The sequence below is a fragment of the Luteimonas sp. MC1572 genome (assembly GCF_016615815.1).
Taxonomy (GTDB): Bacteria; Pseudomonadota; Gammaproteobacteria; order Xanthomonadales; family Xanthomonadaceae; genus Luteimonas.
Window position 1 is genome coordinate 2735131 of sequence record NZ_CP067112.1, and the last position, 15130, is coordinate 2750260.

8 protein-coding genes are annotated in these 15130 nt (G+C 65.0%); all 8 read right to left on the reverse strand.

Annotation, left to right across the window (positions count from 1 at the left end; genetic code table 11):
- Positions 1-250 precede the first annotated feature (250 nt).
- The 8 genes from JGR64_RS12525 to JGR64_RS12560 all read right to left on the reverse strand — a co-directional run bounded on the left by JGR64_RS12525 (position 251) and on the right by JGR64_RS12560 (position 15012).
- Positions 251-505 (reverse strand): hypothetical protein, encoded by a 255-nt coding sequence (locus JGR64_RS12525; protein WP_233348205.1) that lies wholly within the window; start codon positions 503-505, stop codon positions 251-253.
- Complete coding sequence (locus JGR64_RS12530; RefSeq protein WP_199373766.1) at positions 502-3153, reverse strand: AAA family ATPase; 2652 nt, start codon at positions 3151-3153, stop codon at positions 502-504. Before JGR64_RS12530 ends, JGR64_RS12525 begins: the two co-directional genes overlap by 4 nt.
- Positions 3150-4277, reverse strand: coding sequence for a DNA repair exonuclease (locus JGR64_RS12535; protein WP_199373768.1), 1128 nt, complete (start codon positions 4275-4277; stop codon positions 3150-3152). The genes JGR64_RS12530 and JGR64_RS12535 overlap by 4 nt, the downstream gene beginning before the upstream one ends.
- Positions 4274-6133, reverse strand: a complete 1860-nt coding sequence (gene recD, locus JGR64_RS12540; RefSeq protein ID WP_199373770.1) for an exodeoxyribonuclease V subunit alpha — start codon at positions 6131-6133, stop codon at positions 4274-4276. Before recD ends, JGR64_RS12535 begins: the two co-directional genes overlap by 4 nt.
- Positions 6130-9777 carry a UvrD-helicase domain-containing protein gene (locus tag JGR64_RS12545; RefSeq protein ID WP_199373772.1) on the reverse strand — a complete coding sequence of 1216 codons (3648 nt, stop codon included), beginning with the start codon at positions 9775-9777 and terminating at the stop codon, positions 6130-6132. The genes recD and JGR64_RS12545 overlap by 4 nt, the downstream gene beginning before the upstream one ends.
- Positions 9774-13352 (reverse strand): exodeoxyribonuclease V subunit gamma, encoded by a 3579-nt coding sequence (gene recC / locus JGR64_RS12550; protein ID WP_199373774.1) that lies wholly within the window; start codon positions 13350-13352, stop codon positions 9774-9776. The genes JGR64_RS12545 and recC overlap by 4 nt, the downstream gene beginning before the upstream one ends.
- 113 nt (positions 13353-13465) lie before the next feature.
- Complete coding sequence (locus tag JGR64_RS12555) at positions 13466-14281, reverse strand: hypothetical protein (protein WP_199373776.1); 816 nt, start codon at positions 14279-14281, stop codon at positions 13466-13468.
- A 62-nt stretch (positions 14282-14343) separates the two neighbouring features.
- On the reverse strand, positions 14344-15012 hold the full coding sequence (locus JGR64_RS12560) for a hypothetical protein (RefSeq protein ID WP_199373778.1): 669 nt from the start codon (positions 15010-15012) through the stop codon (positions 14344-14346).
- Positions 15013-15130: the final 118 nt, after the last annotated feature.

A 15130-nucleotide genomic window follows, 5' to 3' on the forward strand; every position in this document is an offset into this window, starting at 1 on the left:
TGCGCCACATTCAACTCTTCGACACTAGCTCACATCTTTCTCACTGGCGGCGACGGCCAGATTGTCCAACGTCCCTGGCACGTACTCCACTAGGTCCTCGATTCGGCAACCGAAGTACCCAGTTCACTGCACCGCCATTCCCGACACCCCCACCTGCTCGGACTTCTCCGTGACCTGGCGTAAGGAGATGGCACCCCAGTGGCGGCGCCAGCACAGCACCAGCGTGGACGCGACCTTCGATGCCGACCTGCTAACGGAGTCCCACTTCATCTGCCAACAGCACGCCGCGGGACGGCGGGTTGTTGCAGGCAAAGAGTGCGGGATCGACCTGGTGAGGGTTGAGATCCACCTGCGAATTGACCAGGGTCGTGTCCAGCGCGTCGACCGAGTCCCCACCGACATGGCTGGTCAGCATCCACGCGTAATACTGCGACTGATAAGGCGTTACAGCGACTGCGTTTTCCAAACCATTCTCCGAATCACAAGTGAATTCGATTGTTGTCATGCAGCGGCGTCGTACAGTCCCGCCACGTCAATCAGCACCCGCGCCCCGGCATCCCGCCAATGCTCCGGATGACAGGTAAACAGCAGGATCTGGTGCCTTAGCGAGGCGTCGTGCAGGATCCGCTTCATCTGCTGCCGCCGCGCCTCGTCGCTGTGCACCAGCGCATCGTCCAGCACGATCAACGTCGGCTGGCCGGCCTCCTTCAACAGGTCCGCATAGGCAAAGCGGGCAATCACCCCCAGCTGCTCGCGGGTGCCATGACTGTGCTGCTCGAAACCCAGCGCCGCATTGTCCCGTGCGATCGAACTGGGGCGCAGCTTGTCGATGTCCACCGTCACCTGGTTGGCCGGGAACAGCTGCCGCAGGTAGTGGTCCAGCTTGACCCGCAGCGGCGCATACAGGCGCTGTATCGCCTCCTCTTGCCGGGCGCCCAGACGGCTGCACAACAGGCCCAGCGCATCGGCACGCAACCGGTAGTGCGCCAGGCGCTTGCCCAGGTTCTCGACCTCGATTTCCGCGCCCGCCAGCTTTTCATCCAGGCCGTCGGCACCCAGCGTTTCCAGCTTGGCCCTCGCCGCCGTAATTGCCTCGTGCAGCGTGCTGCGCTGCTTGTTGACCAGATCGATCGCCAGTTGCAGACGCTGCACGTCCGCTTCCAGGTCCTCCGGCCGCAGCGCTGCAAGCTTGGCCTCGGCCGCGCCGATCTTTTCCTGCAAGCCATCACGGCGGGCAACGGCCTCCAGCAACTCGCGCGCCGCTGACTGCGCTGCGCTGTCCGCGGCCTCGCCTTCCAGCCGGTCCGTCGCCGCCTTGATCCGCCCCTGCAGGCCTTCGCACTCCAGGCCAGCTTCTACAATGCTGCGGCGGTTGAGCTCGAACTGTTCCTCGCAGGCCGTCAGCGCAACCTCGGCTTCTTCCCTGGCATGCCTCGCATCGTCCAGCGACAGCTCGACCTGCAGCTCCGGCAACCGGGCCAGCACCTGCTGCTGGTCCTGCTGACGCCCGCGCAGGTCCGCCAGCCTGGCCTGCCAGGCCGAGACCTCCGAACCGCCGAGCAGCGCGCTGCACTCCACGTCCTTCAACTCGATCTCGCGCTCCAGCTCCTGGTGCCGGCTGCAGCGGGCCTGCGCTTCGGCCAGACCGGACACGCCGAGGCTGGCGCCCAGCGTGGTCAGTGCGTCCTCAAGGCGGCTGGACTGCTCCGCCAGCCTGGCGATGTCTTCACCGCCGGGCGCGATCTCGATTTCGCCCAGCCCCGGCAGATGCAGGGTCAGCGGATCGGTGATCAGCAGGCTGCCCGTACCTTCGAGCACGCCGCTGGTGCCAAGGTCGATGCGCTGGCCTTCGCCCAACCGGAACACCACGCGCGTGGCAATGGCCTCGCGCTGGATGCGGGTCTCGCGCAGCTCGCGGTCGAGCTGCTCGAACCGGGCGAGGTCCGCCGTGGACAGGCGCACCGCGCCGGACTGCTCGCGCAGCCCCACCAGCGCGGCCTGAAACGCCTGGGCCTTGGCCAGCGTGCCGTCGACGGCAACGATGTCGTCCCCACAGCGCTGGATTTCGGCCTGCAGGGACAGACGCTGCTGGCATGCCTGGGCGGCCTCGTGCTGCTGGCGCGCAGCACCAAGGGCCGCGCGTGCCGTGCTCCGGTTTTCGTCCGCGCGCTGCATCGCTTGCGTCTCGTGGTTCTGTTGTTCGCGCAACTGCTTCAGTGTCGTGCGCTGGGCGGCCAGCAGTGCCAGCTCCCTGGTCCGGTCCTCGGCCTGCGTATGCAGGCTGGTGATGCGTGCGTTGAGCTCGCGCAATCTCTGGCGACTGGCGTCCAGATCGCGCTGCTGCGGCTGCAGCTCGGCAAGCTGCGACTCGGCCGCGCGCCTTTCGCGCTCCAAGCTTTCCCAATGCCGCTCGGCCGTCAGCCGGCCCTGTTCGGCCAGGTCGCGGCTCAGGCGGTCGGTCAGTGTCTGGTATTCGCGGCTGGTTGCCAGCAAGGCATCGCGGCGCTCGGCAGAGGCGGCGAGCGCCTTCTCGGCGGCATCCAGGATGCCGGTGGATCTTCCCGTCGCGGTGCGCAGCTTGCCCAGCTCGGCGCGCAAGGCCACGGCAAGCCTTCCGCCTGACGTGCTTGCGATGTCGCCCATAATGCTTTTGAGGCGCTCGGCGAGGGACGCTTCTGCGTGCGTCACCGGCTCTTCCAACGCCGAAGCCGAGCCTTGCTCGATCCACAGCAGGCCGGGAATGCCGCGCGTTGCCGCACGGCTCGCGCCTGCGCCCGACAGCCCGAACCCAAGCCGGCTGGCAAGCTGCTTGTCGGCATCGCCACCCTCCCAACTCTCGGTGCCGATGGTCAGGCGTGCACGCGGCCTGACGAGGAAGGTCTTGCTGGCCTGGCACTCCTGCCCCAGTAGACTGAATTCGGCCTCGACGGTTGGCGCCGCATTGCCCGCGCCAACCGGCGAAAGCAGACTGGTGAATTCCCCACCACCGGTGTTGTGCTTCTCCAGGAAAAGGGTCCGCAACGCAGAGGCGATGGTGCTCTTGCCCGCCTCGTTGGGCCCGTGCAGGACGTTGAGGCCGTCTTCCAGCCCGGCGATCTCGATCGCCTGGTTGAACTTGCGGAACTGTTCGATGCGGATGCGGTGCAGCTTCATGCGCTGGCCCCCTGCTGTTGCAGCTGGTCGAACAGCAGCTTCAATGCCTCGTTGGCCGTCGCGGCCTGGTCCGGGTCCTCCTGCAGCGTGCGCAGTTCATCGACGAGTTCGGCAACCACGCCATCGATGCGCATGGCCTGCACGTCTGCATCAGAGGGTTCGAGCCTGAGATGGGCCGTGTCGACCTCCAGCACATGCGCGCGCGCCTGCGCCGCCTCGATCACCTGGCGCAACTGGCCATTGCCGGCCAGGTCGATCATGCCGGCGACATGGCAGCGGACCACGCAATCCTGGTCCAGCGCCTGCAACTCGGCGGCAAACTGCAGAATGTCAGGCGCGCCGTTGATCTCAACGCCGGGCTCCTGCCAGCGAAAGCGGCCGATACGCCGTGACGTCACTAAGGGCACGCTGCCCGGGCCGGAGATCTCCACGACCAGCACGTTGCCCGAATCGTTGTCCTTGAAGCGATCCTGTTCCGGGGTGCCGCTGTACCAGGTGCGCTCGTCGACGCGCTTGGTGCCGTGCCAGTCGCCCAAGGCCAGGTAATCCAGACGTGCGGTGGCGGCTCGGTCCGGTGCGATCGGATTGGCCGAGTCGGCACTTTCCGGAAGAATGCCGGCAACGCTGCCATGGGCCAGGCCGATACGCAGCAGGCCTGGTGCCGTCTGCGCCGTATCGAACCACTCGCTCAGGTCGGTGTGGGTCTGGCGCTGGGTCAGCGGGGCCGGCAACACGGCAAAGCCCAGCTCGGCGAATTCGACGGCCTCCGGCGTGGTCAATATGGACACGTTCGACGAAACCACATCGAGACGCTGCAGCCGGCTCCACACGCTTTCCGCGAGCGCTGCATCGTGATTGCCAGGCAGCAGGATCCACAGGCCCGTGAAGCCTTCCATCGCGTGGATCACCCGACGCAGGGAAACATCCGACAGGCCCTGCTTGTCGAAGACATCGCCGGCCACCAGCACCGCGTCCACCTCTTCCGCTGTGGCCAGCGCGGCAATGCGGGCCACCGCATCGAAGCGGGCCTGCTGCATGGCCGCGGACGGATCCGGGCTGTCATCGGCGGCCTTGAAACCGTACTGGCGGCCGATCTGCCAGTCGGCGGTGTGGATGAACTTCATGCTTGGGCACTTTCCAGTGATTTGTCGGGCGCGACCGCAGGCCCGTTCTGATTGAAGGACGCAGATGACTGCACGTCGGAATCGAGCTTGGACGCAAGCCCGCCCATCCGCCTCACCGGCGTCGACATGGCGGCCTCCAGCGAGGCCTGGGCGGCCCAGATCTCAACCTTCTGCTTGGCCCGCGACACGCCGGTGTAGAGCAACTGCCGGCTGAGGATGCGGTTTTCGATGTCCGGTGGCAGCACGACCGCAACACGCGCGTACTCGGAGCCTTGGCTCTTGTGGATGGTGACCGCGAAGGCGCCTTCGTGGGCCGGCAGCGTGCCGGGCGCAAAGCTGCGTACACCTGGGCTGCCATCGGCCAGCACTGTTTCGAACCAGACGCGCAGCTGGCCGCCCTCATCGGCCAGGCACAAGCCCACGTCGCCATTGAACAAGCCACTGTCGTAGTCGTTGCGGGTGATCAGCACGGCGCGCCCCGCATACCAGACCTCATCAGCTGGCACCTTCCAGGCCTTGCGAAGCTGGACCTCGAGACGCGCATTGATGGCGGTGGCGCCGAAGTCATCGCGGCGCAGGGCGCACAACAGCTGCTGGCCCGCGAGCGCGCGCAGTGCCAGCAGGGCGCCGGCCTCGCCCGTGTCGGGGCGGATCGGCAGCAGTGAAAGCTCTCTGGCCCACGCGTCCACGCGCCGCACCAGCGCGGCCGCGTCGGCGACCTCATGCACGCTGGCCTGCTCGCCCGCATCCGCCAGGGCCGTGTCCAACTTCGCCAGGCTGCCTTCGCGGATGGCCTCATTGATGGCCTGCAGCGGCGCCTGCTCGGCCCGGAAGCTGTGGCGAAGCCGCACCAGCGGCCCCTTGCCCTCCAGCGCGCCGACGATGTCCATCAGCACCGAACCCGCGGCCACCGAGGTCAGCTGATCGGCATCGCCCACCAGCACCAGCACGGTATTTGGGCGCACCGCGTCGAACAGGCTGCGCATTATCCGCAGGTCCACCATGGAGGCCTCGTCCACCACCACCACATCGGCGGCAATGGGATTGTCGGCGTTGCGGCTGAAGCGTTCGGCGTAGGGCTCGTAGCCGAGCAGGCGGTGCAGGGTCAGGGCCTCGCGGTCCGGGATGCAGTCAAGGGCTGGCAGCCAGTCTGCGGGGAGCGGCGCAATCCCGCGCGCTGCGTCGCCCGACTGCAATTGCTGTCGCCCATCCCGCAGTGCTTGGCGCAGCCGCTGCGCAGCCTTGCCGGTAGGTGCGGCGACGTGCACTTTCAACGGCGCCGGGCGATGTCGCTGCAGCATCAGCAGCATCCGCAGCACGGTGGTGGTCTTGCCGGTACCCGGGCCGCCGGTCAGCACGAACAGGCGCTGGCCGAGGACACCCGCGACTGCTTGCCGCTGTGCCTGGACCGTGGCATCTCGACGCCCCTGGAAGAGGACATCGAGGTCAGCCTCCAGGCCGCCAACTGGCGCGTGAGTGGCTGCCGCGCAGCGTGCGAGCAACGCCTCGGCGAGCACGGTTTCGTGGGTGTGGTTGCGCCACAGCGTGACCCGCTGTTCGGCATCCAGCACCAGCACCGTGGGCTCGCCGTTGCCGTCGCTCACGAAACGCTTGTCGGCCTCCAGCGCAGTCATGGCCGACTCGCTCAAGGCAGGCAGTTCCGCGAAGACCGGCTGCCGCAGGTCCAGCGCCGTATGCCCCGCACTCTCGGCCAGGCTGGTCCATGCCGCCACCGTGGCGGTTGCTTCACTTGCCCCGCATTGGCCCAGCCAGCGGTAGAGCGCCTGCTGCAGCGTTCCCCAGGTTTCGGGAAGGGAAGCGGCATCGGCAACCGGCTTGAAACTGAGGACCGTCATGCTTCCATTCCTTCCAGGGCCTGCGCTTCCTGCTCAACCCCGGCACGCCCCGCCAGGATGGCATCGGCGGCATCGAGCAGCGGATCGCTGAAGCGGTGGCGCCAAACGCCTGCGCCGGGGGCGAGACCGGCGGCGCGCACGAACAGGTAGATCGTGTCACCCAAATGCTGTTCGCGCTGGTAGCCGGGAACACGCTGGCGCAAAAGGCGTTCGACGGCCACCGTATAGAACAGGGCCTGCAGCTCGTAGCAGTGCTGACGCATGACGTTGTCGAGCGACGGGCGATCGTAATCGGCCAGCGTGCCCCCACTTTCGCGGCCACCCACCTGGTTGCCCTTGTAGTCGAGCACGTGGAAACGTCCTCCGTGTTCGAACACCAGATCGATCTTGCCGTGCATCAGGCCGTACAGCCGATGCGTGGCGTTGTTGGGGAACGCGATCTGGTGGGCAGCGCAGAGCCGACGCAGCGACGCCACACGGACGCCGTCGACGGGATAGTGGAACGCCATCTCCGCGCGCAGCGCACGCGCCGGCATTGCGCCCAGGCGGATGCCGTCGCCGAGGTCAGCATCGAGTGCCGCCTGCACGCGTTCGGCGATGCGCGCCACCACTTCGGCGCGTGTCGGCTCCTCCGGTGCTGCGCCTTGCCGCGTCTGCGGGATCTCGCTGATGCGGACACCGTGCTGGCGCAGCGCACTGTCGATCAACGGGTGTTGGTCGGCCATAGCGGCACCGATGCGGCGGTCCTCGAAAACCTGGTGGAGCGCATTGCCGAACTCGGCGCCGCGGATCCAGGCGAGTTGTTTCAGGACCTTGTCCGCTGCGGATGGGTCGGTGCTTGCCGGTGCCGAAGGCGATTCCTGACTGGCTTGCGGCAGTGCCTCTGTATCAACCTCAACCAGCACCTCGGCATCCTCGTCCGCGGCCGCCTGCTCCTCGCGAACCGGATGCCGACCCTGGCTGAGACTGGAAAAGCTGTGCAGACGCTCATGGACGGGGGCGCGCTTCGGCATCGGCCGGGCCTTACGCGGACACTTGTCCGACTCGTCGAACGCAAGCCTGGGTGGGGCAGTCCATGGCCAGCCTTCGGACCAGCCTACGGCGGTGGTCGCCAGATCCTGTCCGTTGTTCGTGGCGCGCATCAGGCGTGTGATCGTGACGTCAAGCGCCGAACGCTCCGACCCGGCAGCTGGCTTTGGCGTGCTGCCATCTTTTCGGCGAGCAGGCGGCAAGGCGTACACGTGGCACGCGTGTCTCGCGCGCGTGAGGGCGACATACAGGACGCGGAAACGCTCGTCCTGTGCCGCTTGCTGGAATTTCCGCGTCGCCTCTTCACCGAATCCGACCTTGCGCCCCCCACCTTGATCAGGGAGCAACGCTATTTCATTGTCCCTTCCGCCATGGGCCCACATCAGCGGCAGGAACACGACAGGAAATTCCAGGCCCTTGCTGGCATGGAGTGTCATCAGCTTCACGCGTCGGGCATCGGACTCCATCCGCAGTTGAGATTCCTCGGCCTCGGTGCTGCTCCTAGCCTCCAGGCGCTGGTCACTCAGCCACGCCAGAAGCTGGCTTGCGCCATGCATCTCCTCTTCAGCTCCCTGCAGCAGTTCGCCAAGATGGCGGACGTCCGTCATTGCCCTTTCGCCGTCGTTGCAGGCCAGCAGGCGACTTGCCGCGGCAGTGAGCACCGTGCCGACGACGGCGAGTACACCCGCTCCGGCCCAGATCTCCCGCAAGGTTTCGAACTGCTTGGACACCCGAGCCTGGGCTGCCGGCTCGGCACGCAATGCCTGTAGTCCACCGAAGTCCATGCCCCCCAGCCGCGTGGCCAGTGCAGCGTGGATGGCAGCCGTGGAGTGTGGGTGCTGCACCGCATGCAGGATCAGCTGCACTTCCTGCGCCCACCCACCTGCGAATACGCTGCTGCGTCCAGCGCCGACACTGGGCACGCCCAGTTCATTCATGAAATCCCGCAAGTCCGCTACGGCATCGTGGGTTGGCAGCAGGACCGCGATGTCGCCGGGCTTCAACTGCGTGCTTTCAACCTGATGCGAATCGGATGCCAGCATCTGCGCAATCTGGTTGGCGCAGGCTTTGAGCGCGAGCTGCTTGCGGGTGGGCGCGTCACCAGGGCACTCGGACAGGTAATGAAGTGCCAAAGGTTGGCGACTCGGCTTCGCATCGACCAGGTAACGATTCAGGGCTTGCCCCGGCTTCACATCGCTGTAGCGAATGTCATGGGCATCACGGCTGCTCAAACCGCGCCCTGCAAGCGCATAGAGTCGATTGAAGCCTTCAACCAAAGCTTTATCAGAACGGTAGTTGGTGTCCAGGACCAGTCGATCGGTCACGCTCGCTGCGGCGCGTCGATAGGTATCGATGTCGCCGCCGCGGAAGCTGTAGATGGCCTGCTTGGGGTCGCCGATCATGACCAGGCGACCGCGCAAACTACCTTCATCATTTCTGTAGATCGTGTCCAGGGTTCCGTACTGCAATGCATCGGTATCCTGGAACTCGTCGATGAGTGCGACGGGCCAGGCCTCCTGGAGTTGCCTGGCAAGTGACGGATTTCTGGTCACAGCATCGTGCGTGCGCGTGAGCAACGAGTCGAACGTCAGCTCGTTGCGGGCGGCAAGGCGCTGATCCCAAACGCGTCTTGCCATTGCTTGCCGTTTCGCGAGAAGCCTCGACTCGGCAACATCACCCGGTGCCTGATAGGCATCGAGGGCTCGAAACACCATCTCCAGCTCGGGACTATGCTGCAAGCGTTCCCATGCGTCCGGGTTGAGGTGATTCTGTGGTTTCTTCAGGTAGTCGAGCCAAGTAGGTGAAATCACGACACCAGCGTCCCGACACCAGTTCGCAAGCCCAACCAGAGCGTTGTGCAGCTTCTTCTCTGGAACCCCTGCGCTCGCTGTCAGCGGGTACATGGAAGTATCGCTGGCGAAAGCTTCAATACGATCAGCCGCATCGGCTGGCAGGGCGGCGCGGATCTCGTCTGCAACGAGCAGCGGCACCGAGACCCCTGGGCGAAGCAACACGGCGAGTTCCCGCTCCAATGCACCGAGGCTGGGAAGCTCCCCTTCTTCGCCATCGGACGCGGTCTCACACCGGATCAGATCACGCGCACATTCCGCAAGCAGGTCTTTCCCGCTGCTCAGCTCGCCCTGCTCGAACTGGCTGCCAGTTTCAAAGGGATATTCGCGCAGGATGCGCTGGCACAACGAGTGCAAGGTGCCAATCGGTGCGCTATCCAGCTCCGAGAGCGCCAGTTGCAGGCGCTTGCTGTCTGCGTCAGGCGTGGAGACCGATTCCCAGCGCTTGCGCAGCCAGTCCAATGCGGCATCCGCACCTTCAGGAGCCTCGCCCCGCGCGGCCAGATCGCTCCAGCGCGCGGCGTCGCGCACCCGCAGACGAATGCGTTCACGCAGTTCCTGGCCTGATGCTTCGGTAAAGGTGGCGACGACGATCTGACGCGGCGACAGCTCGTGCTGCAGCAACAGCCGCAAGTACAGCACGGCGATGGTCCACGTCTTGCCCGTGCCGGCACTGGCTTCAATGAGGCTGCGCCCCGCTTCGTCCAGAGACAGGTCCAGCCAGGAGCCGGCGATGGTGGGACTTTCGAGCTCGATGACGCTCATGATTCCACTTCCGCTGTTGCATGTATCGACTCTGCCGGTGACAGCTGGCGGTCAAGCTGGATGATCCGGTCCAGCATCCTGGCGATGCGCTTCAGTTCGGCCTGGACTTGCTCTGAAGGTAATTTCTCCAACCCGCTTCCCCGGGCGAACAGCCCCGCATAGCCTGGCGAATAGTCCATCTCGCCTGTCACTCGCTCACCACCCGCCCACGCATTTCTCGCTGCTTCGGCACAGCCGTCCGCACGACTCGCCCAGGACGTCACGGGCAGGTACCACACGGTGTCGCGCTGTGCAGCAAGATAGACGTCCATAAGTTGCTGGACCCGTTGACCCAGCTCAATGCGAAGCTCACCGCGACTGTCAGCGTCGTTGGAGAATGCGGCGCACCACAATTCAAGTGAATCACGCCAGTCGCGAACTGGATTCTTGACCCTCTCATTGAGCAACAGGCAAACACGCACGTCGACGTGATCCGGCGCTTGCAGGCGCACCAGCGCCCAGTGCAGGAAAAGCGGAATGCGCTGCTTGAACTCAAGCCTATCTTCCGGCTTTGCATGGGCATCGAACACCCAGAGGGTCGACTCATCGAGTGAGGTCAAGACCTCACCTATCTCACCCGCTACGCTGATTGCGCGTCCTTCCCAGGACACCGCCTGTGGCGCGCGCTGCAGCGGTCGCCCAGCCAAGCCCGGCGGGACGGTATCAAGCATTTTTACAGCTTGTGGTCGCGCGCCCTTATCGCCCGCCCAAGCCGCGCCGCCCAAGCGACCCGCAGGCAGTTGACCGCCCAGCCGGAGCCAATCAGGCGGATCGGTGGGAATAGCGCGGGCTTCGGGAGATCCAAGCAGCGCCTCCAACGCCAACCGCCATGGGACTCTTTCGACAGAAGGCAGCTTTGCGGCCAGCGGCTCGTCTGCAGCGAGTCTCCCCTCTTCCAGCGCATCCAGGCGAATCTGCAGGGCGGAAGTCAATACCTGCTTGGCGGGATCCTTGAACCAGCCAATGACACTGCGGAGCGGAACCACCACGTCACCTTCGGGTTCGCTCGGACGGCGCGCGGCGATGAAGGGAACAGGCTCTTCAGTGCCGATGTGGGTTGCCGCGAGGCCTGCGTCAAAGGAAAAGAAGCGACTGTCTTTTTCGAAGTAGCGTGCATCGAAAGGCTGCAACGGGTGGCGAAAATACCAGGGACGCAGTGGATCCTCTTTCTTCAGCGGCGTGCCTTCGGCGGCAGTGCCCTGATCGAGGAATCCCATCAATTCAGCCAGTGGCGCGGCCGGGTTGCGCGGCTGCCCGTCCTGGACACCCTCGCCGACGTAGCTGAGATGCAGTTGCTCGCGGGCAGCCATCATGGTCTCGAGGAAAAGATAGCGGTCGTCATTGCGCACGTCCCGGTCACCGATGCGGCGGTTGCCCGGTGCCACGGTCAGGTCCAGTCCGGCGGCATTGGCCTGGCGCGGGAACTCGCCATCGTTGAGACCAAGCACCGCAATCACGCGGAACGGCAGTGAGCGCGCGGCCACCATGCCGCAGAAGGTGATTCCGCCCATCAACAGGTGCTGGCGATCGGAGACCGCTGAGAGGCGCTCGAGCAGCACCTCGCGCACCACTTCGAATGGAAGTTCGGGGTCGCCGGCCCCCGCGGTGTCCGCCGTCAATGCTCCGATCAGACCACGCAAGGTGGCAAGCGCCTCGCGGGCGTCGCGATCACGCCGGTCGATACGGAAGAAGCCGTCGACGAATTCCAGCAACGTCGCGCTCCATGCCGAGGCGGCACGCGGAACGGTCGCCGCTTTGTGCAGCGACGCCAGTTTGAGCAGCAGCGAATCCAGCGCGCCCAGCAACTGTGCCTGCGGCCCCTCGATGCCCTCCACCGGCCACAGGCGTCCGGGCTCGCCTTTGGCCGCGACCGGCATGTCCAAGGCCCGCCCCGGAACCTCCTGTCCAAATACGTAGCCGGCGAGCATGCGTTCCATGCCCCACGCAAAGGTGAACTCGGGGCTGGCAGGCACATCAAACTGCCTGGCGCGAAACTCGCCGTCCAGGCCCCAAGCGACACCCGCCCGCTGCAGCCAGTGGGCCAGCGTCTCGACCCCGCCTGGGTCAATGCCGAAGGCCGCGGCGACCTGGGGAATGCGCAGCAGGTCCACCACTTCAGGCGCGCTGATGCGCGACTGCGGCAACGACAGCAGCTGCGTGAACGCTGTGAAGATGGAGTGCGTGCGCGCCACCGACACATCGGCCAGGTGGTAGGGAAGATCCACCTTCGTGCTTCCGGCCGGGCCGAACACTGAAGCCAGCAACGGCACGTAGGCGCCCATGTTCGGCACCATCACCGCAATCTCGGCTGGCTTCAGATCCGGCATCTCGCTGCGTGCAGCAAGCAAGGCATCACGCAGGACTTCCAGCTCACGCAAGCGCGTGTGGCAGGAGTGGATGCGGAGAGTGGCGTCGTCATCGGCGGGCGCGGCACTTGCGCGCACCGGCAGGTTCGGGTCGAGCTCGCGGATACTCGCCTGCACCCGACTCAACAGGGGCTGGGCCACGTCCACAGGGTGCGGAACCTCGTCTCCCCCGTGGCGAACGTCCATGGCGAGGTTGCTGGCCTCGAGCGCCAGCATGAAGTGCTGGCCCATGCGGCCCCAGCTGGCGAGCAAGGGGTGCCCTACTTCATCAAGAAACAGCGACTCCGAAGCCGCTTCGAACACTTCACCCGACCTCAGGGTTTCGCGGCGTTCCGCAGAGGCTGGCAATCCCACCAGCCGCGGCTGGCGACTGCCGGTCGCGGAGGCATCTCCCCAATACCTGGCGGACGGATCGGGGACGTACAGGCACACTGGCCGGCGCGCCGCCATGGCTGTGAGCAGGCGCAGCTCGGCTGGCGACAGATGATTGACGCCAAAGACATGCAGGGGGTCTTGCGGGATGTCCGTGCTTGCCGACTGCAACTGTTCGATCAAGCGTTCAAGCAACTCCCCCCGATGCGGCAACCGGATCTGGTTCCGCAAGCGGCGCCACAGCTCGGGCTGGAAACCGGCGTTGCGAGCAGCGGGCTGTCCAGTCTGCCAGGCCGCAAGCCAGTCGGGCCGATACATCACGTACTGCGTGAACTCCTTGGCGAGGCGGTCGGCCAACTGGTATCTGCGCAAGTTCGAGTTTGCACCGTCGAGGCAGGCTGCAACCCCGTCATCGGCAAGGCCGGCCAACAAGCCGTGGATGCGCCAACGCAGGCGCTCGGTGCGGTAGTCCTGCAGTGCGACCGCCGATTCACCCAGGTACTCGTGTGTGCACGCGTCCAACCACGCGCTGGGCAGCTGGATCTGCACATTGGCGACGATGCTGGAAGAACCCCGCCTGCGCGCCAATGCACCAGGCAACCATTGCTTGATGCCAGGCTGCGCCGCAATTATGGATTGCGGCGCCAGTACGTCGTCGGGGGGGAACTGGTTCAGGAGTTCCAACAAGGGATCGAGCAATGCGTCCAACCTGCTGGCGCGAAAGACGACCAGGTTCTCATTGCCCAATGACACGCGCGCGCCAGACTCCCGGTGGTCACCCGGACTCGCCTCACTCATCCCTTCCCCCTGAATAGCAGACGTCAATCCGTCGCCCAACTGCTGACCACACAATACACCGGGCCGGGGATCCGCGGCAGCGAAGCAACTGGCTCCTTACGGAGCTGTTGCTGTCAGTGCGACTGCCCGCGCACGCCTCGAACACCTTGGCGCACAAGCACGAAGATGCCGCCTTCGAGGTCGCCGATCCGGTGCGGCAACTTATGCTCGACCTTCAGGCGCTGGAGGTCATGTAGCCAAAGGTTGTAGCCGGGGCCATTGAGTGCGTAACCAAGCCCCAGTGAGATCACCTCGTCCAGCGTGGCGAAGCGATCGGGATCGAAAAGACGGAGGTGTTTGCTCGCAAATGAGACGCCCAGGCCCTTGATGCGTGTGCCCGGAGCGAGGGCTACCGCGGGTGTACAACTCTCCGAAAGACCGCGCAGCCACTCGGCTAGTGCGGCCGCGTGACCTTGCGGATAAGAGTTGTGGCGCTTGACGAGGTTGCCCCAGACCCGGTGCCCCCGCCCCCAGGTCACAACGACGTTCTTGCTGAAATCGAGCACGGCTGCGAGATCGTCCAGATCAAGCGTCTTGGCCATGGCAGAAATGCGCGCAGTTTCGTTGTTCACCGTGGCGACGGCGAACTCATTCGCGGCGCTGTCCAGCGCGCGACGCGTGAATGCCATGTTGGCAAGCGTAAGCATTTCTGTGGGCGCGAAGCCGGCCTGCGATCCAGTGAGGTGGAAATCGTGGATGGTGACGCGCGTGTCGTCACCCCATGAGAACGGATACCCATGCTCTTTCTCGATACCCAGCAGGTAGCTGTCCTGTTCGAGATCTAGCGCGACGCGGCTGGTGGGATTGATCTTGCCGAACCTGTGAGGAATCCCACGCGCCGTCACCGCATCCTGCAATGTTCGCCCATTTATCCAAGCACCCTTACTCATGATCGTTCTTCCCCGTGGTCCAATTTGGGCTGCTCACGCTTGCGGCTGACCGCTGGAACACATCACGTTCCAGCCATCCGATGACTTTTCGCAACATCTTCCGTCGCGCCCCATACCGCAACCACATCGTGCCGATCGGTACTCCCGTAGGCCAGCGGCCCGCTGTAGCCTGGCCAACCCGGAGTCTTGTAGTGGTTCTCGGAAACCAACCCAGCTCCTCCGGTGAGCAGCAGGGCGGGTCTGCCGACCGGGTTTCCGAGCACCGCGTTGGCAAGCAATGCCGAACCGTCCTGAAAGTCCGTCCATCCCATTCCGTACTGGAGCACGGCAACTGCGCCGGGAGCGACTGAGTGGCGGGTGTACAGCGCATCAAATGCGGCGATCGCGTCGCCACCGACGTAAAGCACACTGCGGAGATCGGCTTCGTCCTCGTCGCTCTGGAGCAGTGCCCAGAGCACGAATGAATTCCACGGTTTTTCGTCCATCCAGTCCGAGCCGGGCGGCCAGGGCTTTTCTCCAAGACCGAGATGCGCAATCACGGCATCGGGCCAACGATCGAGACGCTGAACGGAAAATCCCTCCATCGACCGGAGCATCGACTCCGCCTCCATCGCGGTCAATGCATAGTCCACGAGGACTGAGGAACGGAACTGTCCCGAGACCATCCGCACAGTGGTCAGATCGTCGTGCGCGCCCGGATAGAAGAACGAGCCCTGAAGCAGTGAGCGCAAGCGCGGCTTGCGACGTCGCGCTAGCCAACCAGGGACCTTCGAATCACGAAACCACGTAGTGGGTCTTTCCACGCATTGCTTCAGCGATGATCGCGGCGCAGGCGGCCAAGGCGACATG